At 67.9% G+C, this 21,983-nt stretch carries 23 protein-coding genes and 1 tRNA gene; 10 read left to right on the top strand and 14 right to left on the bottom strand.

Annotation, left to right across the window (positions count from 1 at the left end; genetic code table 11):
• Positions 1-18 precede the first annotated feature (18 nt).
• Positions 19-1,374 carry a GAF domain-containing protein gene (locus tag SK854_RS47460; RefSeq protein ID WP_319981792.1) on the bottom strand — a complete coding sequence of 452 codons (1,356 nt, stop codon included), beginning with the start codon at positions 1,372-1,374 and terminating at the stop codon, positions 19-21.
• 198 nt (positions 1,375-1,572) lie between these two features.
• On the opposite strand from SK854_RS47460, the gene SK854_RS47455 reads away from it, so the two are divergent.
• On the top strand, positions 1,573-2,910 hold the full coding sequence (locus tag SK854_RS47455; RefSeq protein ID WP_319981791.1) for an aldehyde dehydrogenase family protein: 1,338 nt from the start codon (positions 1,573-1,575) through the stop codon (positions 2,908-2,910).
• Positions 2,911-2,913: 3 nt separating this feature from the next.
• Here SK854_RS47455 and SK854_RS47450 read toward each other — a convergent pair whose 3' ends face one another.
• Both SK854_RS47450 and SK854_RS47445 read right to left on the bottom strand, forming a co-directional pair.
• Positions 2,914-4,479: a beta-N-acetylhexosaminidase gene (locus tag SK854_RS47450; RefSeq protein WP_319981790.1), complete on the bottom strand. Its 1,566-nt coding sequence runs from the start codon at positions 4,477-4,479 to the stop codon at positions 2,914-2,916.
• 484 nt (positions 4,480-4,963) lie between these two features.
• On the bottom strand, positions 4,964-6,436 hold the full coding sequence (locus SK854_RS47445) for a CYTH and CHAD domain-containing protein (RefSeq protein ID WP_319981789.1): 1,473 nt from the start codon (positions 6,434-6,436) through the stop codon (positions 4,964-4,966).
• Positions 6,437-6,588: 152 nt separating this feature from the next.
• Here SK854_RS47445 and SK854_RS47440 point away from each other — a divergent pair, with 152 nt between their 5' ends.
• Both SK854_RS47440 and SK854_RS47435 read left to right on the top strand, forming a co-directional pair.
• Positions 6,589-7,398: a hypothetical protein gene (locus SK854_RS47440; protein WP_319981788.1), complete on the top strand. Its 810-nt coding sequence runs from the start codon at positions 6,589-6,591 to the stop codon at positions 7,396-7,398.
• Positions 7,399-7,437: 39 nt separating this feature from the next.
• Positions 7,438-7,749: an ArsR/SmtB family transcription factor gene (locus tag SK854_RS47435; RefSeq protein WP_245822154.1), complete on the top strand. Its 312-nt coding sequence runs from the start codon at positions 7,438-7,440 to the stop codon at positions 7,747-7,749.
• Here SK854_RS47435 and SK854_RS47430 read toward each other — a convergent pair.
• The gene (locus SK854_RS47430; protein WP_319981787.1) at positions 7,727-9,262 is read right to left on the bottom strand and encodes an amidohydrolase; all 1,536 of its coding nucleotides are present in this window, start codon (positions 9,260-9,262) and stop codon (positions 7,727-7,729) included. The genes SK854_RS47435 and SK854_RS47430 overlap by 23 nt on opposite strands.
• Positions 9,259-10,509 carry a lysine N(6)-hydroxylase/L-ornithine N(5)-oxygenase family protein gene (locus SK854_RS47425; RefSeq protein ID WP_319981786.1) on the bottom strand — a complete coding sequence of 417 codons (1,251 nt, stop codon included), beginning with the start codon at positions 10,507-10,509 and terminating at the stop codon, positions 9,259-9,261. The genes SK854_RS47430 and SK854_RS47425 overlap by 4 nt, the downstream gene beginning before the upstream one ends.
• 93 nt (positions 10,510-10,602) lie before the next feature.
• Between SK854_RS47425 and SK854_RS47420 the strand changes: the two genes are divergently transcribed.
• Positions 10,603-11,550, top strand: a complete 948-nt coding sequence (locus tag SK854_RS47420) for a methionyl-tRNA formyltransferase (protein WP_319981785.1) — start codon at positions 10,603-10,605, stop codon at positions 11,548-11,550.
• Between the two features lie 63 nt (positions 11,551-11,613).
• A complete protein-coding gene (locus SK854_RS47415; RefSeq protein WP_319981784.1) occupies positions 11,614-12,255 on the top strand; it encodes an HNH endonuclease family protein in 642 nt (213 codons plus the stop codon).
• On the opposite strand, the gene SK854_RS47410 is transcribed toward SK854_RS47415, so the two are convergent.
• The gene (locus SK854_RS47410; RefSeq protein ID WP_319981783.1) at positions 12,252-12,716 is read right to left on the bottom strand and encodes an SMI1/KNR4 family protein; all 465 of its coding nucleotides are present in this window, start codon (positions 12,714-12,716) and stop codon (positions 12,252-12,254) included. The two genes, SK854_RS47415 and SK854_RS47410, sit on opposite strands and share 4 nt — an antisense overlap.
• A gap of 9 nt (positions 12,717-12,725) precedes the next feature.
• Positions 12,726-13,376, bottom strand: a complete 651-nt coding sequence (locus tag SK854_RS47405) for a hypothetical protein (RefSeq protein ID WP_319981782.1) — start codon at positions 13,374-13,376, stop codon at positions 12,726-12,728.
• Positions 13,377-13,734: 358 nt separating this feature from the next.
• On the opposite strand from SK854_RS47405, the gene SK854_RS47400 reads away from it, so the two are divergent.
• The gene (locus SK854_RS47400; protein ID WP_319981781.1) at positions 13,735-13,950 is read left to right on the top strand and encodes a hypothetical protein; all 216 of its coding nucleotides are present in this window, start codon (positions 13,735-13,737) and stop codon (positions 13,948-13,950) included.
• On the opposite strand, the gene SK854_RS47395 is transcribed toward SK854_RS47400, so the two are convergent.
• Positions 13,947-14,216 (bottom strand): DUF2277 domain-containing protein, encoded by a 270-nt coding sequence (locus SK854_RS47395; RefSeq protein WP_319981780.1) that lies wholly within the window; start codon positions 14,214-14,216, stop codon positions 13,947-13,949. The two genes, SK854_RS47400 and SK854_RS47395, sit on opposite strands and share 4 nt — an antisense overlap.
• 7 nt (positions 14,217-14,223) lie before the next feature.
• Positions 14,224-14,784 carry a helix-turn-helix domain-containing protein gene (locus SK854_RS47390; protein WP_319981779.1) on the bottom strand — a complete coding sequence of 187 codons (561 nt, stop codon included), beginning with the start codon at positions 14,782-14,784 and terminating at the stop codon, positions 14,224-14,226.
• Between the two features lie 50 nt (positions 14,785-14,834).
• Between SK854_RS47390 and SK854_RS47385 the strand changes: the two genes are divergently transcribed.
• Positions 14,835-15,650: an NAD(P)/FAD-dependent oxidoreductase gene (locus SK854_RS47385; protein ID WP_319981778.1), complete on the top strand. Its 816-nt coding sequence runs from the start codon at positions 14,835-14,837 to the stop codon at positions 15,648-15,650.
• Here the strand turns inward: SK854_RS47385 and SK854_RS47380 are convergent.
• The gene (locus SK854_RS47380) at positions 15,631-17,352 is read right to left on the bottom strand and encodes a sensor histidine kinase (protein ID WP_319981777.1); all 1,722 of its coding nucleotides are present in this window, start codon (positions 17,350-17,352) and stop codon (positions 15,631-15,633) included. The two genes, SK854_RS47385 and SK854_RS47380, sit on opposite strands and share 20 nt — an antisense overlap.
• The gene (locus SK854_RS47375) at positions 17,349-18,014 is read right to left on the bottom strand and encodes a response regulator transcription factor (protein ID WP_319981776.1); all 666 of its coding nucleotides are present in this window, start codon (positions 18,012-18,014) and stop codon (positions 17,349-17,351) included. Before SK854_RS47375 ends, SK854_RS47380 begins: the two co-directional genes overlap by 4 nt.
• Before the next feature lie 80 nt (positions 18,015-18,094).
• Between SK854_RS47375 and SK854_RS47370 the strand changes: the two genes are divergently transcribed.
• Complete coding sequence (locus tag SK854_RS47370; RefSeq protein WP_319981775.1) at positions 18,095-18,886, top strand: DUF3152 domain-containing protein; 792 nt, start codon at positions 18,095-18,097, stop codon at positions 18,884-18,886.
• Positions 18,887-18,929: 43 nt separating this feature from the next.
• Positions 18,930-19,835, top strand: a complete 906-nt coding sequence (locus tag SK854_RS47365; protein WP_319981774.1) for a LysR family transcriptional regulator — start codon at positions 18,930-18,932, stop codon at positions 19,833-19,835.
• On the opposite strand, the gene SK854_RS47360 is transcribed toward SK854_RS47365, so the two are convergent.
• Positions 19,792-20,553, bottom strand: coding sequence for an AraC family transcriptional regulator (locus SK854_RS47360; protein WP_319981773.1), 762 nt, complete (start codon positions 20,551-20,553; stop codon positions 19,792-19,794). The two genes, SK854_RS47365 and SK854_RS47360, sit on opposite strands and share 44 nt — an antisense overlap.
• 88 nt (positions 20,554-20,641) lie before the next feature.
• On the opposite strand from SK854_RS47360, the gene SK854_RS47355 reads away from it, so the two are divergent.
• Complete coding sequence (locus SK854_RS47355) at positions 20,642-21,445, top strand: NAD(P)H-binding protein (protein WP_319981772.1); 804 nt, start codon at positions 20,642-20,644, stop codon at positions 21,443-21,445.
• On the opposite strand, the gene SK854_RS47350 is transcribed toward SK854_RS47355, so the two are convergent.
• Positions 21,421-21,804: a hypothetical protein gene (locus SK854_RS47350; protein WP_319981771.1), complete on the bottom strand. Its 384-nt coding sequence runs from the start codon at positions 21,802-21,804 to the stop codon at positions 21,421-21,423. The two genes, SK854_RS47355 and SK854_RS47350, sit on opposite strands and share 25 nt — an antisense overlap.
• 106 nt (positions 21,805-21,910) lie before the next feature.
• A tRNA-Arg gene (locus tag SK854_RS47345) sits at positions 21,911-21,983 on the bottom strand.

The following is a 21,983-nucleotide window of genomic DNA, read 5'->3' as shown; positions in this document are numbered from 1 at the left end:
CAGTTCTTGAGACTCGTGTCAATCGTCCTGACTGAGTCTTCTCAGTCTGGCGGTGGCGATCGCGAGCCGCACGTCGTCCGGTGGAAGCAGCTTGACCAGCTGTTCCAGTGCCTCGACGTCGTGCTCGCCGGAGTCGGTCTGGGTGAAGGTCCATAGCGCGTTCGCGTCGCCGCGCTGCAGGACCGCCTTGCGCACGCCGGTCGCGAGGTCGTCCCGTTCGGCCAGCACGACGGGTGCCTCGGAGCGGCGCAGCAGCGAGCCGCGGTACCTGCTCGCGGCCAGCGGCACGTCGGCGGACTTGAGCGCGGCCCGCACCGCCAGGAAGTCGGTCTCGACGTCGGCGGTGAGCCGGTACGGCCTGGTCGCGAGCACGTCGGGGCCCAGCTGGGCGCGCAGCCTGTGCAGTTCGGCGCGCACGGTCGTGGGGTTGCCGCGTTCGCCGTAGAGGTGCAGCGCGAGCTGGTCGGCGGTCAGCCTGCCCTGCAACGTCAGCGCGCACAGGATCTCCGCGTGCCGCAACGAGAGCGGCACCTCACGGCCGTCCAGCACGACCTTGGGCTCGGGCAGCAGGAAAGACAGCGACAGCACGCTGCGCCGCACGTGCCGCTGGCGTGGAATGCGCAGCAGGTAGCCGTGGGCGAGCGGTTCCAGCACGGCTTCGCGGCCGTCCGGCAGTTCCACCCGGTCCGCGGAGACGTCGACGCGTGGGGGCAGCAGCCCGTACGGCTCGACCGCGACGACCCGGCCCGTAGGACTGAGCAGCGCGCCGGGCTCACCGCGCAACGCGATCAGGTGCCGCATGTTGCGCGCCCGCAGCTCCTCGTCCTGCGCGTGCATCCGCGCGAGCATCTCCGACTCGGCCAGCCGGGCCGACGCGGACACCAGTGCCACCATCGAGGGATGGACGGTCTCGATCGGGCCACTGAGATCGACGACCCCGATCGTGGTGCCCGTGTCGGGGTCGCGGATCGGGCTCGCCGCGCAGGTCCAGTGGTGGTAGGTCCGCACGAGATGCTCGGCCGAGTGGACCGTGACGGGGGAGTTCACCGCCAGCGCGGTGCCCATGCCGTTCGTCCCCGCCGCACCCTCTGACCAGAGCGTTCCCTCTGCCAGGCCGACGTCCTCCGCGCTGCCGCGGGTGTCCTTGGAACCCTCGCACCACAGGATGTGGCCCTGGGCGTCCGCGACGATCATGATGTGCTTGGCCTCCTCCGCGAAGCCCAGCAACGTCTCGCGCAACAGCGGCAAGGTCGGGTGCAGCGGATGCCGTTCGCGCAGGTCGGAGAGCTCGTCGGCGGCGAACACGGTCGGCGCGGTGTGCAGGTCGGGATCGACGTTCGCGGCGAGTGACCGCTGCCACGACGCGGAAATCACTGAGCGTGGCAAATCAACCGTGTGAGTACCACTCAACACGGCATCTCTGACTCGACTCAGCAACAGTGCGTGTTGCCCGGGTTCGTGGGTCACTGATCCATCCACGGCTTGCAACGAGCATGCAACGTTCTGCTGCCTACTTTCTCATTTCCCCCACCTCAGCCTACGTGTGGGCCCTCTTCTGGCAGGGAGTCGAGAATGACGCAGTACGCGGCACCGGGGCAGCCCGGCAGCGTGGTCGCGTACCGAGCGAGGTACGACCACTTCATCGGCGGCGACTACGTGTCGCCCGTGGCCGGCGAGTACGCCGAGAACGTCACACCGGTGACCGGTGAGGTGTTCACCGAGGTCGCCCGCGGCACCGACGCCGACCGCGCCCGTGCGCTGCACGCGGCCAGTGGCGCCGCACGCGCGTGGGGGAGCACCACGGCCCGAGAGCGCGCCACCGTGCTGTGCGAGATCGCGGACCGCATCGAGGAGCACGCGACCGAACTCGCCGTCGCCGAGACGTGGGACAACGGCAAGCCGGTCCGCGAGGCCCTGGTCGCCGACATCCCGCTGCTGATCGAGCTGTTCCGCCAGTTCGCCGCCGTCATCCGCACCGAGGTGGGCGAAGTCGAGCAGCTCGGCCGCGACACCTGCGACTACCGCTCGTTCCAGCCGATCGGTGTCGTGCACGAACGCGTCTCGTGGACGTTCCCGCTGATGAACGCCTGCCGCGTGCTCGCGCCCGCGTTGGCCGCCGGCAACGCCGTGGTGCTGGAGCCCGCGCTGCAGACGCCGGCCTCGATCCACGTGCTGCTGGGCGTGATCGCCGACCTGCTGCCGCCCGGCGTCGTCAACGTCGTGACCGGATCCGACGACCATCCCGTGGTGGCGGGGCGCTGCCCGAACATCTTCTTCTCGGATGTTTCCGCGCAGCGCGACAGCTTCCTGGACAAGGTGTTGGAAGGCTTCGCGATGTTCGCGGCCAACCAGGGCGAGATCTCGACGGCGCCGTCGCGTGCGTTGATCCAGACCGCCATCTACGAGGAGTTCCTGCACCTCGCGACGGTGCGCACGCAGGCGTTGCGGATGGGCGACCCGCTCGACACCGACACCATGGTCGGCGCTGTCGTGAGTCTTGCGCAACGCGATCGAGTTCTTGCGTACGTGGAGCGTGGCAAGGCCGAGGGCGCGCGGTTGGTTGTCGGTGGCTCGGCCTCCGGCCACTACGTCGAGCCGACGATCTTCGAGGGCGATCACCGGTCTTCCGTGTTCTCGGAGGACGTGCTCGGGCCCGTCGTGTCGGTGACCCGGTTCGACGACCGCGACGACGCGCTGAAGATCGCCAACGAGGCCGCCGCCCAGTTCGGCGCCGGCATCTGGTGCCGCGACGTCGCGCTCGCGCACAACGTCGGCCAGGAACTGCGCGCCGAGCGGGTGTGGATCAACAACTACCACGCGTACCCGGCGAACACCGCCGTGCTCGCCGACTACCGCCGCGTGAAGCACCTGCTGGTCAGCTACTCGGACCGCGGGCAGGGGTACTTCTGAGGACTACTTCTTCCAGGGCACCTGGGTGCTCGCGTAGAAGTTGATGCCCTGGATCTTCCAGCGTGGTCCCTGCGCGCCCAGGCGCGGGGCGAAGCGGTCCCAGTTGTGGACGCTTGCCGGTGACCAGCCGAGTTCCGCGGCTACCGGGAGCCTCGGGAACGCCATGTACTCGATGTCCGCCGAGGACTTCAGCGTTTCGGTCCACAGTGGAGCTTCTACGCCGCGGACGTTGGCTTCCGTCACGCCCTTGAGGTACGCGCCCGGGTTCCAGCCGTAGGCGTCCTTGACCTCGACCAGGCCTGCCCAGTCCAGGCCCAGTTTGGTGTCCTTGTTGTACTTCATGTCCAGGTAGATGCGGTTCGCCGGGGACATGACGATCTTGTTGCCGCGTTGGGCTGCCGCGGCCACGTTGGCGTCGGTGGTTTCGGTGCCCCAGAACTGGGGGATCGCCGTGGTGTCCTTGGTGGTCTTGATGAACTCGTGCCAGCCCGTGGTGGTCTTGCCGTACTTCTTGATCAGCGGGAGGACGCGGTTCATGAACGTCGTGTAGTCGGCGTCGGGGGTGCTGAGCGCCTCGTCGCCGCCCAGGTGGAAGTACGGGCCCGGGGTGATCGCGGAGACCTCTTTGATGACGTCTTCCACGAACTTGTAGGTGATGTCCTTGTTGATGCAGAGGGAGCTGAAGCCGACCTCGGTGCCGGTGTAGAGCGGGCGCTTCTTGCCGTCGCAGTTCAGTTCGGCGTAGCTGGCCTGGGCTGCGTTGGTGTGGCCCGGCATGTCGAACTCCGGGATCACGGTGATTCCCCGGTTGGCCGCGTAGCGGATCAGGTCCTGGTACTCGTCCTGGGTGTAGAAGAGTTTGCCTGTGCGGCCGCCTACTTCCGTGCTGCCGCCGATCTTGGTGAGTTCGGGCCAGCTCTTGATTTCCAGGCGCCAGCCCTGGTCATCGCTCAGGTGCAGGTGGAAGTAGTTGATTTTGAACTGCTGGATCTGGTCTATGTAGCGCTTGACCTGGGCCGGGGTGAAGAAGTGCCGGGAGACGTCGAGCATCGCGCCTCGGTGGTGGTACCTGGGGTGGTCCAGGATGCTGGCTCCTGGGACTTGCCACGGGCCCCGTTGCTCGGTCTTCGCCTCTGCCTTGGGTGGCAGGAGTTGACGGAGGGTGGAGATGCCGTTGAAGTGGCCTGCTGTGGTGTTGGCGCGGACTACTACCTGTTTTGGGGTTACGTCCAACTGGTAGCCCTCTGGGCCTGTTTTCGGGTCTGCGCCGTTGGTCAGGACTATGCCGTCACCCGTGATTCGGTCCGTGACCGGCAGTGCGTAGCCCGTGGAGGGGCGGAGGACGTTGGCCAGCAGTTCGGCCGGCTTGCGGGCGTCTGGCGAACCCAGTTGGATTTTGGCTGATGCGGTCAGGGTGAAGGTTTCTGCCCTGGGGTGCACCTGGACCGGCTGGGGGACCAGTTCTTGCAGGGTGGTTGCCTTGGCTGCTTCGGCTGTGTCGGTCACCAGCACTCCTGATCCGGCGATCACCAGCGCCGCTAGTGCGGTCTGCAGTTGTTTTGATTTCACGCCAATCCTCCACAGGGCATGGGGGGACCTTGGCGGCGTTCGATCACGGTTTCAGGGGTTGGTCTTGGCTGTCAAGGTTTAGACCAATTCCATGCGAGTTGCGGGTTTGTCGGGTGGCTGGGTTGCGGGCGGGCGACCTTGCGGGTGGCCAGCTTGCGTTGCGTGCTTCCCCTGGGGGCTCTGCCCCCAGACCCCCGGCAATCTGATCGGGGGGAGGGCGCCACGGGCGGGTTGATGGCACGCCTGTTGCGTTGGGCGGCTGCCTGTTTCGTAGTTGGGTTGCGTTGGCGGTGGGGTCCCGTCACGAGCCGAACCAAGAGCGGGCCACATGTGAGAGGGAGGGTCAAGTCGACGAAAAGCGTGTCGACTTGACCCTCCCTCTCACATGCAGCAAGTGCTGTGGTGCGACTCGTGACGGGACCCCACCGCCGGGCCCGCTCGGTAAAGACGGCTCGCCTTCGGCTTCGCTGTGAGTGGGCTGTTGCTAGAGGTGTTCTTTGCTCAGTTTGTGCCATAGGGCTAGGAGGGCTGCTTCTGTTTTGTGGGCCAGTTCTACCTCTTGGCCGTACAGGAGGCCGAAGGTGAAGCCGTTCTCGTCGCCCCTGCCCAGCTCCAGCAGGACTGGGCGTGCCACCACCGAGTCCTGGTGGTCGCCCAGGAGGGTTTGGACGTCCTTCGCGCGCTTGCGCAGTGCCTTGGCGTGCTTGCCCAGTGCTGGTTCTGCCACTTCTGCTGAGTAGCGGAGGCGCTTGGCTGCCTTGCGGGCCTCGTGCAGCGGTTCGTCGCTGTCGTTGACCTTCAGTGCTTCCTCTACGCGGACGTCCAGGCGGTGGCGGGCCTTTTCCACCAGGCGTGGGAGGACTTTCTTTGCCTTGCCTGAAGCCAGAGGTGTGAGAGGGGGTGCGGTCAGCAGTGTGTCGATGGTGTTGAGGAGGGTGAAGTAGCGCTCGCTGTCCAGGGCCGCTACGGAGTCCTTGTGCGCCTTGGCTTCCAGTGGGGCGAAGTAGCGGGTCATGCGGGCCGCGACGTCGCCCAGGGCCAGTTCTGGCGGTAGGGCGTGGAGGTTGTTCTCGAAGCGCGTGCGGAGTACTTCGAGGTCCCGCGAGGTGCCCAGGACTGAGGCCAGCCACTTGAGTTCGTCGGTCAGGGCTCGGGTTTGTTCGCGGTCGACGATCTTGCCGAACGCTTGTAGTGCTGAGCGCATGCGGCGGGTGGCCACCCGCATCTGGTGGACGGCGTCGTGTTCGTCGCGGCGGACTCGGGGGTCCTGGTTCTGCAGCGCTGCTCGCTGGTCGTAGAGGTAGGCGAGCAGGACGTCGCCTGCTGTGGGTTTCTTGCCGAGGGTGGGGCCTGCGTCTCGTTTTACGCCGATCACCTGGGAGAGCTTGGACTTGGAGGACGACGGGACTATGCCCGCTTCGCCCAGGTGGCGTTCTACGGTGTCCAGGAGTTTGCGGTCGCCGCTTTCGCCCAGCTCTACTTCGATCTCGCGCCATGAGGTGGTTGTCGTTGAAGAGCCCATGGTTTGGGCGGTGACGACGTCGTCGACCACCTCGGCGAGCATCTCGCCGGTGCCGTTGGTCAGTTGCCAGCGGCGGCGGTTGGTGCGGATTTCGGCCACTGGGGCGAGGTTCTGGCCTCGGGTGTGGGCGCGTACCAAGGACGAGAGGTCCTTCGGGGGCTTCTTCACGGCTTTGCCCAGGGGGACGCGCAGTTCTTGGCGGGAGTCTTCGCCTGCCGGGAGTTTGAGGTGCCAGCCCTCGTCGTTGCCGCCCACGCGCCTGCGCAGGGTCACGCCGGCGCGGGCCAGGCGGAAGTCGTCCGTGTCGAAGTACGTGGCTTCGAGGTCGAACTCCTCCGGGCCGGTGGCCACGCCGGTGATCTCGGTGAGGTCCGGCAGACTCGCGTCCGATGGTGCCTCGTACTTGCGTTCGGTCTCAGTAACGGAGGTCGCCATTTTCTATTAATACCTCGTTTTGTCCCAGTTCACCCAGTGTTGTGACGGTGCGTGAGGGGTGGCTGCCACGGCCGGGCGGAACCGCTCCTCGAATGCGTGCATTCGTCGGGTACCCGCTTTTGCACGTCCCTGCTGTCCGGTTCGCTGGTCGCGTGCCCACGGAGAAGGAACGGCTTGACGTGGTCGAGCCGCAGGTCGCCACGTTGATCAGTCATGTCGGTCAGCTGTCCGCGGAACTGGAGCGCGTCACGGCTCGGCTGACGGTGCTGGAACGGCGGTTGTCCGGTGCCGGTGACGGGCCGCTCGCCGACCTCGACGCGGTGTCCGGCGAGGTCGAGCCGCTGGTCGAGGCGCTGCGCAAGGCGTGGGACGCAGAGCAGGAGATCCTCGCTGATCCGGCGCGGGTCGATCTCAAGGCCGAGGTGCTGGAGTTCGACGGGCTCAAGGCTCGCCGCGACGAGGCCAGGTCCAAACTGGACGGTGGGCGGGTGCCCCGGTTCGAGCGGGACGCGCTGTCGCACGAGGTTCGCCAGATGGAATGGCTGATCAACGCGAACGAGGCCAGTGCGCAGCGGGCCGCCGAGCGGCTGGAGGCCGACGAGGACGCCGTGGGGGAGGAGTGGCGCACCGAGGCCGTGCTGGCCGGGGACAAGGCTCGCGGCGAGATCAAGGACGCGGCCGCGCGGCGCATCTCCGAGGCGCTCGGGCAGTACGCGCGCATGCCCGTCTGGTTCCGGGTCGGGCTGGGCGAGATTCCGACGCCGGACCCGTCGTTCTGGCTCGAGTCGGCGATCGCGGTCCTCGCGTACCGGCTGGAGTACGGCGTCACGGACGCGGTCACGCCGCTCGGGCCGCCGCCGTCCGCCGCGTCCGGGAGCGAGAACTGGGTTCGCCGCACGAACGTCTACGCGGACATCATCGACCGCCTGACGACGTTGGCCGCGACCTTCCACCTGCAGTAGCCTGTTCTGCAACCGACGGGTTGCAGAAGGGGTGTGCGAGTGAGTCAGGTCGACGACGTGCTGGCCGCGCTCGCGGATCCGATGCGACGGCGGGTGCTCGACCTCGTGGCGGCCAAGGGGCCCGTCTCGGCGTCGACGCTCGCCGGTGAGCTGCCGGTGAGTCGTCAGGCGATCGTGAAGCACCTGGTCGTGCTGGAGAAGGCCGAGCTGGTGGCGTCCGTTCGCGCCGGCCGGGAGAACAACTTCTCCGTCCGGTCCGGCGCGCTCGACGCCACCGCCACGTGGATGTCCTCGCTCGCCTCTCAGTGGGACCAGCGACTGGCCGCGATCAAGAAGCTCGCTGAAAGCTGAACGAGCCGCCGACCATGGTCGCGAGTACCGGGATCTCCGCGATCGCGTCGCTCGTGCGCGGGTCGTCGCCCAGCACCACGAGGTCCGCGAGCTTGCCCGGCGTGAGGCTGCCCAGCACGTGCTCCTTGCGGCACGCGTAGGCGCTGCCGAGCGTGTACGCGTGGATCGCCTCCTCGACGGTGATCGCCTCGGCCGGTCCGACTGCGCGGCCGCTGGATGACTGTCGGCGCACCATGAACTCGATGGCGCGCAACGGGGCTCCGTCCGCGACCGGGCGGTCCGAGCTGCCCGCGACGGTGATGCCGTGGTCCAGGAACGAGCGGCCGCGGTACATCCACGGCGCCCGCGTTTCGCCCATGATCTCGCTGTAGTCGTCGCCGTAGGAGTAGAGGAACGTCGGTTGGATCACGGGGACCATGCCGAGAGTGGCGATGCGGTCGAGTTGTTCTGGGCGGACCAGGCCGCAGTGTTCGATGCGGTGCCTTGCGTCCGTGCGGGGGCGTTGGCGTTGTGCTTCTTGGACCGCGTCCAGCGTGACGTCGATCGCGCGGTCGCCGATGGCGTGGACGGCCAGCTGCCAGCCCGCGTGGTGGCCGTCGATGATCGCCGCCCGCAGGAACTCCTCGGACTCGGCGAGCCGGCCCGCGTTGTCGCTGCCGAGGTACGGCTCGGACAGCGCGGCCGTGCGGGCCATCATGCCGCCGTCCGTCCACAGTTTCAGCGCGCCGATCGACAGCACGTCGCTGCCGAAACCGGTGTGCAGGCCCAGGTCGATCGCGCGTGGGATGCCGTCCGACGGGTCGGCGGCGACGTCGTGCAGGACGTGGGCGGACACCATGAGCTGCACGCGGATCGGCAGCTGAGCGCGTTGGTACGCGGCCGCTTCGAGCGGGCTGCTGGCGATCAGGCCCGCGCCGATGCCCGCCTCCGCGCACATCGTGACGCCCTCGGACAGCACCTGCCGCGCACTCGTGTGCAGTTCGGCGGTGATCTCGTCGAGGGAGTACGGCAGCCGCAGCGTCCGCGCGGCCAGTTGCTCGTTCTCGGTCAGCCAGCCGTCGCTCGTGATCTCCGGAAGTTGCTTGAGCACCAAGGAGTTCACAACGCACGCGTGCCCGGACAGGTCGGCGACGTACACCGGCCTGCCGTCGCTGATCCGGTCGAGGTCCAGGGCGGTGAGAGGGCGGTCCATGATCCGGCGGTCGTAACCGGACGCCTCGATCCAGCCCGTGCCGGGTGCGTCGGCGAGGCGGTCGAGGATCTGCGTCACCGCGGTCAGGCCCGTGATGTCGATGGTGCGGCGGCCGTTCCACGCCAGGTGCGTGTGGGCGTCGATGAAACCCGGCAGCACCACGGCGTTGCCGAGATCGACGGTCTCGGTGGCGGGCAGGTCCTCGACCTGCTCGTCCAGCCCGGCGACGCGGCCCTGCCAGATGCCGATCGTGTGCGCGGCGGGGCGTGCCGGATCCATCGTGATGGCCCGGCAGCCCGTCAGCTTGAGATCGAGTTTCACGCGGTCGCGAGGACCGGCACTGGGGTGTTCGTCAGCACAGACGTCAGGATCTCACCCGAGCGCACCGCGACGTTGGACAGGAGCGACGACGTGATGCCGTGCGAGTGCTCGGTGCCGCCCTGCAGGTAGATGCCGCCCCTGAGCGACGTCTGAAGGCGGTAGTCGCGGCCTACGACGAGACGAGACGTCTCGTCTCGGGTGCAGTGCTCCTCGAGTCCGCCGAGGACCGGCGCGGCCTCGGCGTAGCCGGTCGCGAGCAGCACGAGGTCGGTGTCGACGAACTCCTGCTCGCCGGTGACCAGCGACTGGATCACCGCACGCGCGCCGTCCGGCGACTCCTCGACCGCGACGAGCCGGGTCATCTTCATCATCTTCAGCCGCTCGGTGCCCAGCACCTTCTCCTGGTACGTGGTGCGGTAGAGCTGCGCGATGAGGTCGATGTCGACCACGGAGTAGTTGGTGTTGCGGTGGTAGTCCATCAACCGCTGCTTCACGGCGTCCGGGGCGTCGTAGTAGTGGTCGACGGCCTCGGGGTCGAAGATCCGGTTCGCGAACGAGCTGTCGTCCGCGGGGCTGTAGCCGTAGCGGGAGAACACCGAGCACACCTCGGCGCCGGGGAACTCGCGGTGCAGGTACGCCACGGCCTCCGCGGCGCTCTGCCCGGCGCCCACGACGACGCAGCGCTTCGGGTCCGTCAGCTCGCCGACGCGGTGCAGGAACTCGCTGTTGTGCCACACGCGATCCGACAGCGTGATGCCCTCGGGCACGGCCGGGCGCAGTCCGGTCGCGAAGACGAGGTTGCGGGCGTGGTACACGTCACCCGTGGCCGTTGTCACCTCGAAGAGGTCGTCCTGAATCGCTTCCACGCCAACGGCTTCGGTGCTGTACGCGACCATGTCGTCGACCTGGGCCGCGGCCCACTCGAAGTAGTCGTGGAACTCGACGCGCAACGGGAACAGGTTCTTGTGGTTGACGAAGTCGATCAGCCTGCCGCGGTCCTGGAGGTAGCACAGGAACGAGAAACGGCTGGTCGGGTTCCGCATGGTGACCAGGTCCTTGAGGAACGAGACCTGCATGGTGGCGTCGTCCAGGAGCATGCCCCGATGCCAGCCGAACGCCTGCTGGCGTTCCAGGAACACCGCGGTGACAGGGGTTTCGGCCTGCTCGTTGTGCTCGGTCAGAGCGATGGCGAGCGCCAGGTTCGAGGGACCGAACCCGATACCGACGATGTCGTAGATCGGATGCATGAGCACCGAACTTAGGGCAGCCTAAGCTATCTGCGCAAGCCGTCAGTTAGGTTAGCCTGACCGTATCGCACCTAAGTGAAGGAGGACACCCCCATGAGGGTCGTCATGTTCGGGTTCCAGACCTGGGGTCATCGCACCCTGCAGGCACTTTTGGCGTCCGAGCACGAGGTCGTTCTGGTGGTGACCCACCCCAAGGGTGAAGGCGCGTACGAGAAGGTCTGGAGCGATTCGGTCGAGGAGCTGGCCCGCGAGCACGGCGTCGAGGTCCTCGTCCGCGAACGCCCGGAGGACCAGGAGCTGCTCGACGCGCTCAAGGCCGCGGAGCCGGACGTGATCGTCGCCTGCAACTGGCGGACCTGGATCCCGCCGCAGGTCTTCGCGCTGCCCAAGCACGGCACGTTGAACGTGCACGACTCGTTGCTGCCGAAGTACGCGGGCTTCTCGCCGTTGATCTGGGCGCTTCTCAACGACGAGAAGGAGGTCGGCGTGACGGCGCACATGATGGACGACACGCTCGACGCCGGCGACATCGTGTTGCAGCGCTCGGTTCCGGTCGGCCCGCGCGACACGACCGCGGTGCTCTTCGAGAAGACGCTGGAGCTGTTCGGCCCGATCACGGTCGACGGCCTCGCGGAGATCGCGTCCGGCCGCACCGAGTTCGTGAAGCAGGACCGTTCGCAGGCCTCGTTCTTCCACAAGCGCGCCGAGGAAGACCTCCGGATCGACTTCACCTGGACCGCCGAGGAGCTGGATCGCCTGGTGCGCGCGCAGTGTGCGCCGTACCCGAGCGCGTACTGCTTCCACCGCGGCCAGCGCCTGGAGATCATCGAGGCCGACGTGTCCGCCGAGGTCTACGGCGGAACTCCCGGCCGGATCTTCTACCGCGAGGGCGACGGCGTGACGATCGTCGCCGGCGCCGAGGCGAGGCGCGGAAAGAGCAAGGCGTTGCTGGTCAAGAAGGTTCGTACCGCCGATGGCACCGAGCTCAAGGCGCACGAGTACTTCAAGCACATGGGCGGTTACCTCACCTCCCGCCCGTAGCGCCGACACGCGGATCACGGGCCGGGTGACCGGTCCGTGATCGGCATGGTCGATCATTGCCGCATGAATCGTGCGGCGGTGACGTCACTGGTGGTCTTCGTGCTGCTCGTGGCAGTGGGTTGGTACCTCACGAATCTCCAGTCGTCCCAGGAGAATCCGCCCAACACTCCCGCGCCCGTTCCGACCGGTTCGTCGGACCTCGCCGCCCTGAAGATCGCGCCCGAGGGCAAGATGGCCGGCTACAGCCGCGACCGCTTCCCGCACTGGGCCTCGCAGGGGAACTCCTGTGACACCAGGGAGATCGTGCTGCAGAAGCAGGGCACGGACGTGAAGACGGACAAGGACTGCAAGGCGGTCTCCGGCACCTGGAACAGCGCCTACGACGGCGTGGTGATCAAGGAAGCCGGCGAGGTCGACATCGATCACACCATCCCCCTCGCGGAAGCCTGGCGGTCCGGCGCCGACAAGTGGACCGACGACGAGCGCAAGGCGTTCGCCAACGACCTCGGCGGCATCCAGCTCCTCGCCGTGACCGCGAAGTCCAATCGCTCCAAGGGCGACCAGGACCCGGCGAAGTGGAAGCCGCCGGTCGCGGCGTACGGGTGCACGTACGCGCAGCACTGGATCTCGGTGAAGATCGCCTACAAGCTGACCGTCGACCAGCCGGAGCACGACGCGCTGGCCGTGCTGCTCAAGACCTGTTAGGCAGGCCAGAACCCGGGGTTCCGGGTCGGCGTGAGCTCGAGGAGCCTGCTCGTGATCTTCCCGGTGAGCAGGTCGAAGAGGAACGCGGTCGTCGGCCCTTCGTAGCTGTCCCACTCGGAGAACTCGGCGTCGCACCAGGTGATCGTCCACCGGTCCGGGTCGTCCGTGCCGGTGCGCCAGAACAGCGTGCAGCGCCCGGCCTTGCCCCACTGGACGAGGCCGTCGAACTCCTTGGACTCGTAGATGTCGCTGAAGAAGACGTCGAGCGATTCCTCGTCCTCGATCGGCGACGTCACCTCGACGACGTGGTCGAAGACGCCGCTGCCGAAGGCCGACAGCAGTTCCTTGTAGTCGCCGGGAAACGCGAACCCCACGTGCTCCTCGGCGTCGCCCCAGGACAGTTCGGGCTCACGCTTCGGCTCCCACCTGAGCAACCTGACGAGGTCCGCGCTTCTCGGCACCTCTTCCCCCTAGCCGACCTGAACGGACTCGAACAGTCCGGACAGCTTCCAGTGCGTCACGTACCCCATGGCCTCGGCCGCGATCAGCACGTCGAGCTTCCCGAGGTTCGTGCGCGCCGGCATCTGGTACGCCTTGCCGCGCCGCACGTCGAGCACCAGCGGGATGGCACCGGGCAGCGTGTCCGCGACCGTGTGCTGCAGGATCCGCAGCCCGACGTTCGCCGCCTCCCTGGTCAGCGGCAGCTCCTTGGCGTGCACGAGCACCGCGTAGGTCGTGCCGTCCTTCTTGCGCAGCCCCAGGTGCGGCCGCACCTTCAAGGTCAGCTCACCGGCGCGGTAGGTGGCGCCCTCCACCGGCACCCCGGTCGCCTTGAAGGCCGTCAGCCAGGGCAGGAAGCCGTCGGCGATCTCCTCGAACGCCCGCGGCTGGCCCGTGCGGTTGGCGTTCATGATCGCCTTCTTGAGCTCGATCTCCGGTTCCGTCGAGTTGACCGCTCGTCGCATGGCGTCGCGGATCGGGTTGTAGAACCCGCACACCCTGGTATCGGAGGCCAGGTACATCCCCCGCTGTTCCGACACGATGTTGATGCGTCCACGCTGACCGCTCATGACGTACTCGGTGAACGACAGTGCGGTGACGCTGACGTTGTTGTCCGGCAACGTTTTCTCCCCTCGTACCGCGAGCTTCACCTGACGTTATCCGAGGGGTCTGACAAAAACGGCGCTGCTCCGAACGGCGCAATGGTCACTTTGTGTCGAGCAGTCACCCGAGTAGGTGACACGCAGAGTTGCGACCTAGATCGCAATCGGTAAACGGACGGTGACGGACCGGCAACCGATCACACCGATGACCGTTCGTCTGCCGTTCGCCGACGCTCACCCAACGCTCACCGCATGAACCGCGGAAGTAACACTCCGTAGAAGATCAACTCGGGAGAATGGGGTTCGTCAGGAGGAATCACGGCGAGGGAGCACGATGGCGGTAAAGGCGGAGCGTTCACCCGATAGAGCGGGTGACGTGGAGATTCCGCAGCCGCGGCTGTCTGCGAGGTGGCTGACCCACCCCGGCACCTGGCCGCACGCGGCTCAGGTGACGGTCATCCTCGTGCTGATCGCTCTTCTGCTGTGGGCCATCGCCGTCACGCTCGGCCCTGACCAGGCCTTCATCGTCGGCTCCGCGGGCGTCGCGGCCAAGCTGATCTGCATGTACCTCGACACCCGCGTGCGCAACTAACTCCCGTAGCGCTCCGCTGACCTGGCCTTCGCCTTGGCTGCCTCGACCTCGCGGTCCTTGGGCGGCGCGGTCGTCACCAGCGCGTCGAGCAGTTCCTGCGTCGCCGCCGCCACGGCCGCGACCGCCCTGTCGTACGCGGCCTGGTTCGCCGCGGACGGTTTGGCCGCACCGCCCACCTTCCGCACGTACTGCAGCGCGGCGGCCTGCACCTCGTCGGACGTGGCTGGCGGTTCGAAGTTGTGGAGCACCCGGATGTTTCGGCACATGACTCCACTATGACCTGTTGGGCGGCGCCGCGCGGGTGTGGATGCGTTCCCCCTGCTTGCCGAATAGGCTGATGATCTCGGCGGGCCGTCCGTCGGCGCTGCTCAGCGCGTGCGGCTGGCGGCAGTCGAACTCGGCCACCTCGCCCGCCCGCAGCACGACCTCCTTGTCGCCGATCCGCAGGCGGACCTGCCCGCTCAGCACGTAGAACCACTCGTAGCCCTCGTGCACACGCGGTTCGTGCAACTCGGCGTCGGAGAGGATCATCTTCCACGCCTGCAACGGCCCGATCGACCTGGTCAGCGGGATGCCGACGCGGCCGTGGTCGAGCTCGCGCGGCTTCATCTGCACGCGTGGATCGCCCACCTCCGGCGCGCCGACCAGATCGTCCAGGGTCACCTGGTAGGTCCGCGACAACGGCAGCAGCAGCTCCAGTGTCGGCTTGCGTTGATCGGTCTCCAGACGCGACAGCGTCGACTTCGAGATGCCCGTCATCTCGGACAGCGACGCCAGCGTCAGTTCGTGCTCGGCCCGCAGCGCGGCGAGCCGTTGCCCCACGGTTGTTGCCATAACGGCAACTTACTTTGCCAAAACTGGACTGTCGACCGCACTGTGGAGACATGACCTACGAAGTGGTGATCATTGGTGGGGGAGCGGCCGGACTGAGCGCCGCTCTGATGCTGACCAGGGCGCGCCGCAGCGTGCTCGTGGTCGACGGTGCCGAGCCGCGCAACGCGCCGGCCGCGCACATGCACAACTACCTCTCTCGCGACGGCCTCTCGCCGTTGGACCTGCTCAAGCACGGACGGGCCGAGGTCGAGGGCTACGGCGGAGAGATCGTCAACGACGACGTGCGAGGCGTGAGCAAGACCGACGACGGGTTCGCGGTCGAGCTCAGTGAGCGCACAGTGCACGCCCAGCGTCTGCTGTTCGCGACCGGCCTGGTCGACGAGGTGCCGGACAACCTGCGTGAACGCTGGGGCCGAGACGTCTTCGGCTGCCCGTACTGCCACGGCTACGAGGTCCGCGACCAGAAGCTCGTGGTGTTCGGCGAGGAGATGAAGGTGAAGCTGGTCCGGCAGTGGTCGGACGACGTCACCCACGTGCCGACGGTCGACGGCATCGAGGTCGAGGACGATCGGCTGGTCGCGGTGATCTCCGGTTCGGAACGCATCCCGGCCGACGCGCTCGTGTACTCCGCACCGGTCAAACCGCGCGACGAGTTCCTGCTCGCGTTGGGCGCCGAAACCGAAGAGACCATGGCAGGTCCGTTCGTGCGCACGGACGCGAAGGGCCGCACGAGCGTGCCCGGCGTCTACGCGGCTGGCAACGTCACGGACCCAACGGCGATCGTGATCGTCGCCGCGGCTCAGGGAGCCCAAGCGGCCGGAATGATCAACGTGGACCTGCTGGGCCTCATGCCCGCGGGAGGCTGATCCGGAACGTCGAGCCCTCGCCGAGAGTGCTCGTCACCGACACCGTGCCGCCGTGCGCCTCCACCAGGTGCCGCGTGATCGCGAGCCCGAGCCCGCTGCCACCCGTGCGGCGGCTGCGGGACTTGTCCGCGCGCCAGAACCTGTCGAACACGTGCGGCAAGTCCTCGGACGCGATCCCGGTGCCGGTGTCCGTGACCTCCAGGACCGCCCTGTCCTGCCACTGGAACAGCTTCACGACCACCTCGCCACCCGGCGGGGTGTAGCGCACGGCGTTCGCGACGAGGTTGCCGAGCGCCTGCCGCAGCCGCACCGGATCCGCGCTGATGTGCACCGGCGTGGTCTCCGCGCGCAGCAGGATCTCGCGGTTCTGCTGCGCGTTGACGACCTGGTCCACGACGTCGTCGAGCGCGATCGGTTCGGGGTGGAGCCTGAGCGTGCCCGCGTCGGCCTGGGCGAGGTCGTGCAGGTCGTCCACGAGTCGTTGCAGGAGAAGGGATTCCTCCAGCAGCATGGCGATCAGGTGCGGGTCCGGTTCGGCCAGTCCGTCCTGCGTCGCCTCCAGCCAGCCGGTGATGTTGCCCAACGGCGTGCGCAGCTCGTGCGCCACGTCGCTGACCATGGCTTGCCGCTGGCGTTCGGTCTCGGCGAGCTTCTCCGACATGGAGTTGAACGACCGCGCGAGCTCACCGATCTCGCCCGCGCCGCCGGCCACCCGTGCCGTGCGGTCGCCTTCGGCGGTGCGTTTGGTGGCGGCGGTGAGCGCGCGGATCGGCCGCACGAGCTGCGTCGCCGTGACCCACGACGCGAAACCGGCGATCGCGAGGATTCCCAGCGCCACCAACGTGATCCGGGTGGCGCCGGTCGTCGAGAGGTCGATCGCCATCGGCTCTTCGCCGGTCGGTGAGGTGAGGAACAGCTGGGCCGGCGCGGCGACGTACGGCCTGAGCTGTTCGCGGCGCGAGGTGTCCATGCACGCCACCGCCTCCGGTGGCGCGCCGTTGACGGTCGTGATCTCCCAGTCGAAGTTGTCGGGACCAGGACCGGGTGGTTTGTCGTAGTTCCTGCCGTACGGGCCGCGTTGGTCGAGGCACTTCGAGAACAGGGCCTGGAGTTGCCCGTACGCGGCCTTCTCCGTCACCGTGAGCGTGTAGAGGCTGTAGCCGACCAAGCAGTCGTCCCAGGTCGAGAGCTCACCGGGCCCGAGGTTGGACAGCCGCGGCCGGCCGTTCGGTGCTTCCATCAACGTGATCCTGTTGTTGGTGCACTGGAGGAGCTGGTCGGCGTAGGCGTGCAGCGTGCGGTACTCCTCGTCGTCGAGCTTGAACGGCCCGACCGCCCTGGGATCGATCTTCCCGTTGACGTTCAACGGGTCGACCAGTGCCTTGGGGGTGATGGGCAGTTGCGGCGAGTTCTTGCCTCCGGTGTCGACCAGCGTCGTGCCGTTGCCGTCTGTCAGCGCGATGCGGCGGCCGTACTTCTGCGCGATTCCGTCCACATCGGACTTCGCGCCGGCCCAGTCCTTGTGCGTGGCCGCGTAGCGCACCAGCTCGTCGAAGATCTGCGCGTCGGTCTCGAGCGCGTCGCCCTGCTCCTGGCGGATCGCACCGGTCGTCGCCTGCGACGCGAGCCACGCCGTGACGGCGATCGAACAGGCCGCGATCACCAGGGAGAACAGGAAGAACCGGACGAGGAGGCTTTTCATACCAGCTTGTATCCGATGCCGTAGACGGTGAGAAGTCGTTCCGGCCGGCGCGAGTCGTGCTCGATCTTGCGGCGCAACTTCATCATGTGCACGTCGACCGTGCGCGCGGTGATGAACCCGTCTTCGAGGAGCTGCTCACGCGTGAACACCCGTTGCGGCTGCGCGGCCATCCTGGCCAGCAACCGGAACTCGGCGGGCGTGAGGCTCACCAGTTCGTCCTTGACGCGGACCTCGTGCCGGATCGGGTCGACGGTCAGATCGCCTACCTTGAGCACCGTGGCGCTCGTCTCGCGCGCACGGCCGGTGCGCCGCAGGATCGTCCGCACTCGCGCGACCATCTGCCGTGGCCGGAACGGTTTGGTGATGTAGTCGTCCGCGCCCAGGTCGAAGCCGAGCAGCACGTCGTCCTCAGTGGATCGTGCGGTGAGCAGCACGATCGGCACGTCCGACTCGGCCCGGATCGCGCGCATCACGTCGATGCCGTCGACCAGCGGCATCATCACGTCCAGCACGAGCAGGTCGGGGTTGCGGCGCCGCGTCTCGTCGATCGCCGCCCGTCCGTCGTGCACGACCACCACGGAATGCCCGTCGTGCTCCAGGTACCGGCGGACGAGTTCAGCCTGGTGAACGTTGTCCTCGGCGACGAGAATGTGGGCACACACAGTGCGAAGTATGCAGGCCTTCACGACAGTCAAGCGGGACGTAAACAGGTTCTTCATCAGTTCCGGCGAGCGTTGCCGTCATGAAGGTGCACCTGGCTCTGGCGGCGGTCGCGCTGACCGCGATCCTGCTGACGACGACGCAGCTGGCAGGAGAGACGTCCCCCGCGGCCGCTCCCACCACGCCGTCGACCGTCACGCCCGTCGAGGTCGCCTCCTCGCCCGCCCCGCCTCCGCCACCGCCGCCCCGCGTCTACGCGTCCAGTTCGGACCTGCCCGACGGCCCCGAGTTCCCGGTGTCCGGCGCGGGCACGTTCCACGTCGTTCCGGGAAACGGCCCGGTCGTCGGCACGGGCCCGTTGCGGACCTACGCCGTCGAGATCGAGAACGGCATCACCGTCGACGAACAGGCCTTCGCGGCGTTCGTGGACGCCACCCTCGGCGACCCGCGTGGCTGGACTGCTCGTGGCGCGCGCTCGGTGCAGCGCGTCTCCGGTGCCGCTTCGGTGCGTGTGCGGCTGACGTCCCAACAGACCGCTCGGAATGTCTGCGGCTTTGAGATCCCGGTCGACGTCTCATGCCGCGACGGCAACTTCGTGTTCCTCAGCGCCGCCCGCTGGATCCGTGGCGCCGTCGCGTTCCTGCCGGACCTGACCGCCTACCGCACGTACATGGTCAACCACGAGGTCGGGCACGCGTTCGGGCAAGGTCACCAGCCTTGTGGCGTCGCCGGCGGCCCGGCGCCGGTGATGATGCAGCAGACGTTCAGCGTGTCCAACGACGAGATCGTCCGCATCACCAACGGCGTGCCGCAGGGCGCGGTGATTCCGCAGGACGGGAAGGTGTGCGCGCCGAACGGGTGGCCTTTTCCGTGAGCTGCTCACTTGTGGTTGATGTCCGTCTCCATAACCTGACGGGATGGACGTGGACACGAGGCTGCTGAGATATTTCGCCGCCATAGCCGAGGAGGGCAACCTCACGCGCGCGGCGCACCGTCTCTTCGTGTCACAACCATCGCTGACGAAACAACTCAAGCATCTGGAGTCGCAACTGGGTGTGCGGCTGTTCACGCGGTCCAGCACCGGGATGAGGCTGACGGACGCCGGCCGCGCGCTCGCCGCGCGCGTCCCGCCAGTGCTCGCGGGCTGGGACGCGGCGGTGAGCGAGACCAGGAGCGCCGCCCGCGTGCTGCGCGTCGGTTTCCTGGCCAGCGCGGCGAACGACGCGACGCAGGCCATCGTCAAGGCGTTCGGAAGGCTCCGGCCGGGCTGGCGGGTCGACCTGAGACAGGCACCCTGGTCGGATCCGACGGCGGGCCTCGCCGATGCGGAGGTGCCCGTCGCGTTGCTGCGATTGCCCTTCCCCGGCGAGGAGACGTTCGGCGTGCGGACGTTGTTCAGTGAATCCCGTTGCGTGGCAATGACTTCCGCGCACCCGCTGGCCGGCCGTTCCTCGATCGACTTCCCCGAGTTGTGGGACGACCCGGTCGTCGTCGCTCCCGCCCTGAAGGGAACCTGGCGCGAGCACTGGCTGGCCTTGTCCGAAAGGGACGGTCGCGAGGTCCGCGTCGGTGCCGTGACGGACCACCCCGACGAGTTCCTCGGCGCGATCGCCGGCGGCTGCGGCGTGGCGCTGGTTCCGGCGTCCACGTCCCACTTCTACTCGCGGCCGGACATCGTCTACGTGCCCGTGAGGGGCGTGAGCCCCAGCGAGGTGGCCGTGGCGTGGCTGCCGGACCCCGGTGAGGCGGCCACCGACTTCGTCCGCTGCTGCCTCGACGTCACGCGCTCGCGGCGCACCGGCTGCGGCACTCGCTCGGGCTGAACCCGTGCACGCGCTTGAACGCGGCGCTGAACCCGAACGCGTCCGCGTACCCGACCTTGCGCGCCACCGACGCCACCGTCGCCGACGACTCGGCCAGCAGATCCGCGGCCAGCGCCATCCGCCACTCGGTGAGGTACGTCAGCGGCGGCACCCCGACCAGCTTCGCGAACCTGCTCGCCAGCGTCGTCCGCGCCACCCCGGCCTCCTTGGCCAGCAAGGCGAGCGTCCAGGCCCGTTCGGGATTCGCGTGCATCGCCGCGAGGACGGGCCCGACCACCACGTCGGCCTGGGCCCCCAGCCACCCGTCGCCGTGCTCGCGGTCGAACCACTCCTTGAGCGCGCACACCATCAGCCAGTCCAGCAACCGATCCGCCACCACACTCGGGCCATCGGCGCCGATACCGGCGTAGAACTCCGCGCACCCGTCCTCGCCCGGCGCCACCAACGCGTCCGGCAACACCGACGTGAGCCGCCGAGCCACGGCCGTGCTGACCTCGTACGTCCCGCTCACCACCGACGCACGCCCCTGCGCCGCAACGGACTCCTGCACCACGAGGATGTCCCCGGCCTTGGCGGTCTGCCCGCGCACGCTGATCTCACCGGACGCCACCGCGTACAACGTGAGCCCCGGCAACACCCGCGTTCCGTCGATCTCGGTCCGGCGCACCCCAGCGCCATCCGCGCGCACCCCGCGCAGCAGTTCGTCGAACGGCTCCATGTCGTCCACGATACGGCCCGAACGATCGAACATGATCGATGAACTCTCACCCATGTCCTCTCCCGGCCCACGCGGGTTGGCTGAGAACATGACTGAAGAGATCCTGGTCCTGGGCGCGACCGGCAAGACGGGCCGCCGCGTGGTCCGCACCCTCGAAGCCGCCGGTCTGAAGCCCCGCAAGGCCTCCCGCGCCACCGGCTTCGACTGGAACGACCCGTCCACCTGGAAACCGTTCCTGCACGGCGCCACCGCCACCTACCTGATCGCCCCGGAAGACCCGTCCGCCGCGGCCCCGTTCGTCGAGCAGGCAGCAACCGCCGGCGTCCGCCGCCTCGTCCTGCTCTCCGGCCGCGGCCTCGACAAGACCCCACCGGACGTCTTCCAGGGCATGCACGCCGCCGAGAAAGCCGTCCGCGCGAGCGACCTCGCCTGGACCGTCCTGCGAGCCAACAACTTCAACCAGAACTTCTCCGAGGAGATCTGGCAGCCCGAAATCGAGGCGGGCCGCCTCTCCCTCCCCGTGGACGACACCCCGGAACCGTTCGTCGACGTCCAGGACATCGCCGAGGTAGCCGCCCTGGCCCTCACCACCGACGACCACCAGGGCCAGACCTACGACCTGACCGGCCCGGAAGGAGTCACCTTCACCGCCGCCGTGTCCCAGATCGCCGCAGCCACCGGCCGCCCCATCGACCTCGTGAAACTGACCCCGGCCGAATACCGCGAAGCCCTGCTCGCCCAAGGAGCCCCAGAAGAGGTGGCCACCGAGCTGAACGGCATGTTCGAGTCCATGCGCGCCGGACACCTGGCCACCCCGACGAACGACGTGGCCCGCCTCCTGAACCGCCCGGCCACCAGCTTCGAGACCTACGTCTCCGAAACCTGGCGCTGACGAGGCAACAACAGGTGCACGGCAAACCCGGCAGCCGTGGCCATCACCGCCTGGTAGACGACCGACACCTGGTACCCGCCCCCGACGAGGAACGCCGCGTCCAGCCCGGTCGTCCACCAGCCGGCCAGCTCACCGAGCCCCAGCACGTGCCACCCGAAGAACCCGGCACACCACCCGGCCACCACCCAGGCGGCCTGCCCGCCGCGTCGCGTGAAGAGAAACGCCGACACAGCGGCCACGGCGTTGAAGGCGAGGGCGATGCCGGTCAGCGTCGCGTCGGGGTTCCACAGCAGGCTTGCCACCGTTTGCACCACGAGCACACCGACGACCAGCCCAATGCCCAACCGCGTCTTGTCCACGGCCCCGATTATTCAGCTGCGCGCGTGGCTCCACGGCGTGGGCCCGTGATCGGGAACGAAGAAGGCCTCTGACCTGTTCGCACAGGTCAGAGGCCACTTGATGAGGCGCCCCTGGCAGGATTCGAACCTGCGACCTCGGGATTAGAAGTCCCTCGCTCTCTCCACTGAGCTACAGAGGC

Origin of the sequence: Lentzea sokolovensis, from assembly GCF_033949975.1 — a bacterium.
GTDB classification, from domain to species: domain Bacteria; phylum Actinomycetota; class Actinomycetes; order Mycobacteriales; family Pseudonocardiaceae; genus Lentzea; species Lentzea sokolovensis.
The sequence above is the reverse complement of the archived record's forward strand: the minus strand, read 5'-3'. Positions and strand labels throughout refer to the sequence as shown.

Coding starts and splice junctions, on each gene's coding strand:
- SK854_RS47455 (WP_319981791.1), top strand. CDS start 1,573: ATGACGCAGTACGCGGCACCGGGGCAGCCCGGCAGCGTGGTCGCGTAC.
- SK854_RS47445 (WP_319981789.1), bottom strand. CDS start 6,436: ATGGCGACCTCCGTTACTGAGACCGAACGCAAGTACGAGGCACCATCG.
- SK854_RS47425 (WP_319981786.1), bottom strand. CDS start 10,509: ATGCATCCGATCTACGACATCGTCGGTATCGGGTTCGGTCCCTCGAAC.
- SK854_RS47420 (WP_319981785.1), top strand. CDS start 10,603: ATGAGGGTCGTCATGTTCGGGTTCCAGACCTGGGGTCATCGCACCCTG.
- SK854_RS47415 (WP_319981784.1), top strand. CDS start 11,614: ATGAATCGTGCGGCGGTGACGTCACTGGTGGTCTTCGTGCTGCTCGTG.
- SK854_RS47395 (WP_319981780.1), bottom strand. CDS start 14,216: ATGTGCCGAAACATCCGGGTGCTCCACAACTTCGAACCGCCAGCCACG.
- SK854_RS47390 (WP_319981779.1), bottom strand. CDS start 14,784: ATGGCAACAACCGTGGGGCAACGGCTCGCCGCGCTGCGGGCCGAGCAC.
- SK854_RS47385 (WP_319981778.1), top strand. CDS start 14,835: ATGACCTACGAAGTGGTGATCATTGGTGGGGGAGCGGCCGGACTGAGC.
- SK854_RS47380 (WP_319981777.1), bottom strand. CDS start 17,352: ATGAAAAGCCTCCTCGTCCGGTTCTTCCTGTTCTCCCTGGTGATCGCG.
- SK854_RS47370 (WP_319981775.1), top strand. CDS start 18,095: ATGAAGGTGCACCTGGCTCTGGCGGCGGTCGCGCTGACCGCGATCCTG.
- SK854_RS47365 (WP_319981774.1), top strand. CDS start 18,930: ATGGACGTGGACACGAGGCTGCTGAGATATTTCGCCGCCATAGCCGAG.
- SK854_RS47360 (WP_319981773.1), bottom strand. CDS start 20,553: ATGGAGCCGTTCGACGAACTGCTGCGCGGGGTGCGCGCGGATGGCGCT.
- SK854_RS47355 (WP_319981772.1), top strand. CDS start 20,642: ATGACTGAAGAGATCCTGGTCCTGGGCGCGACCGGCAAGACGGGCCGC.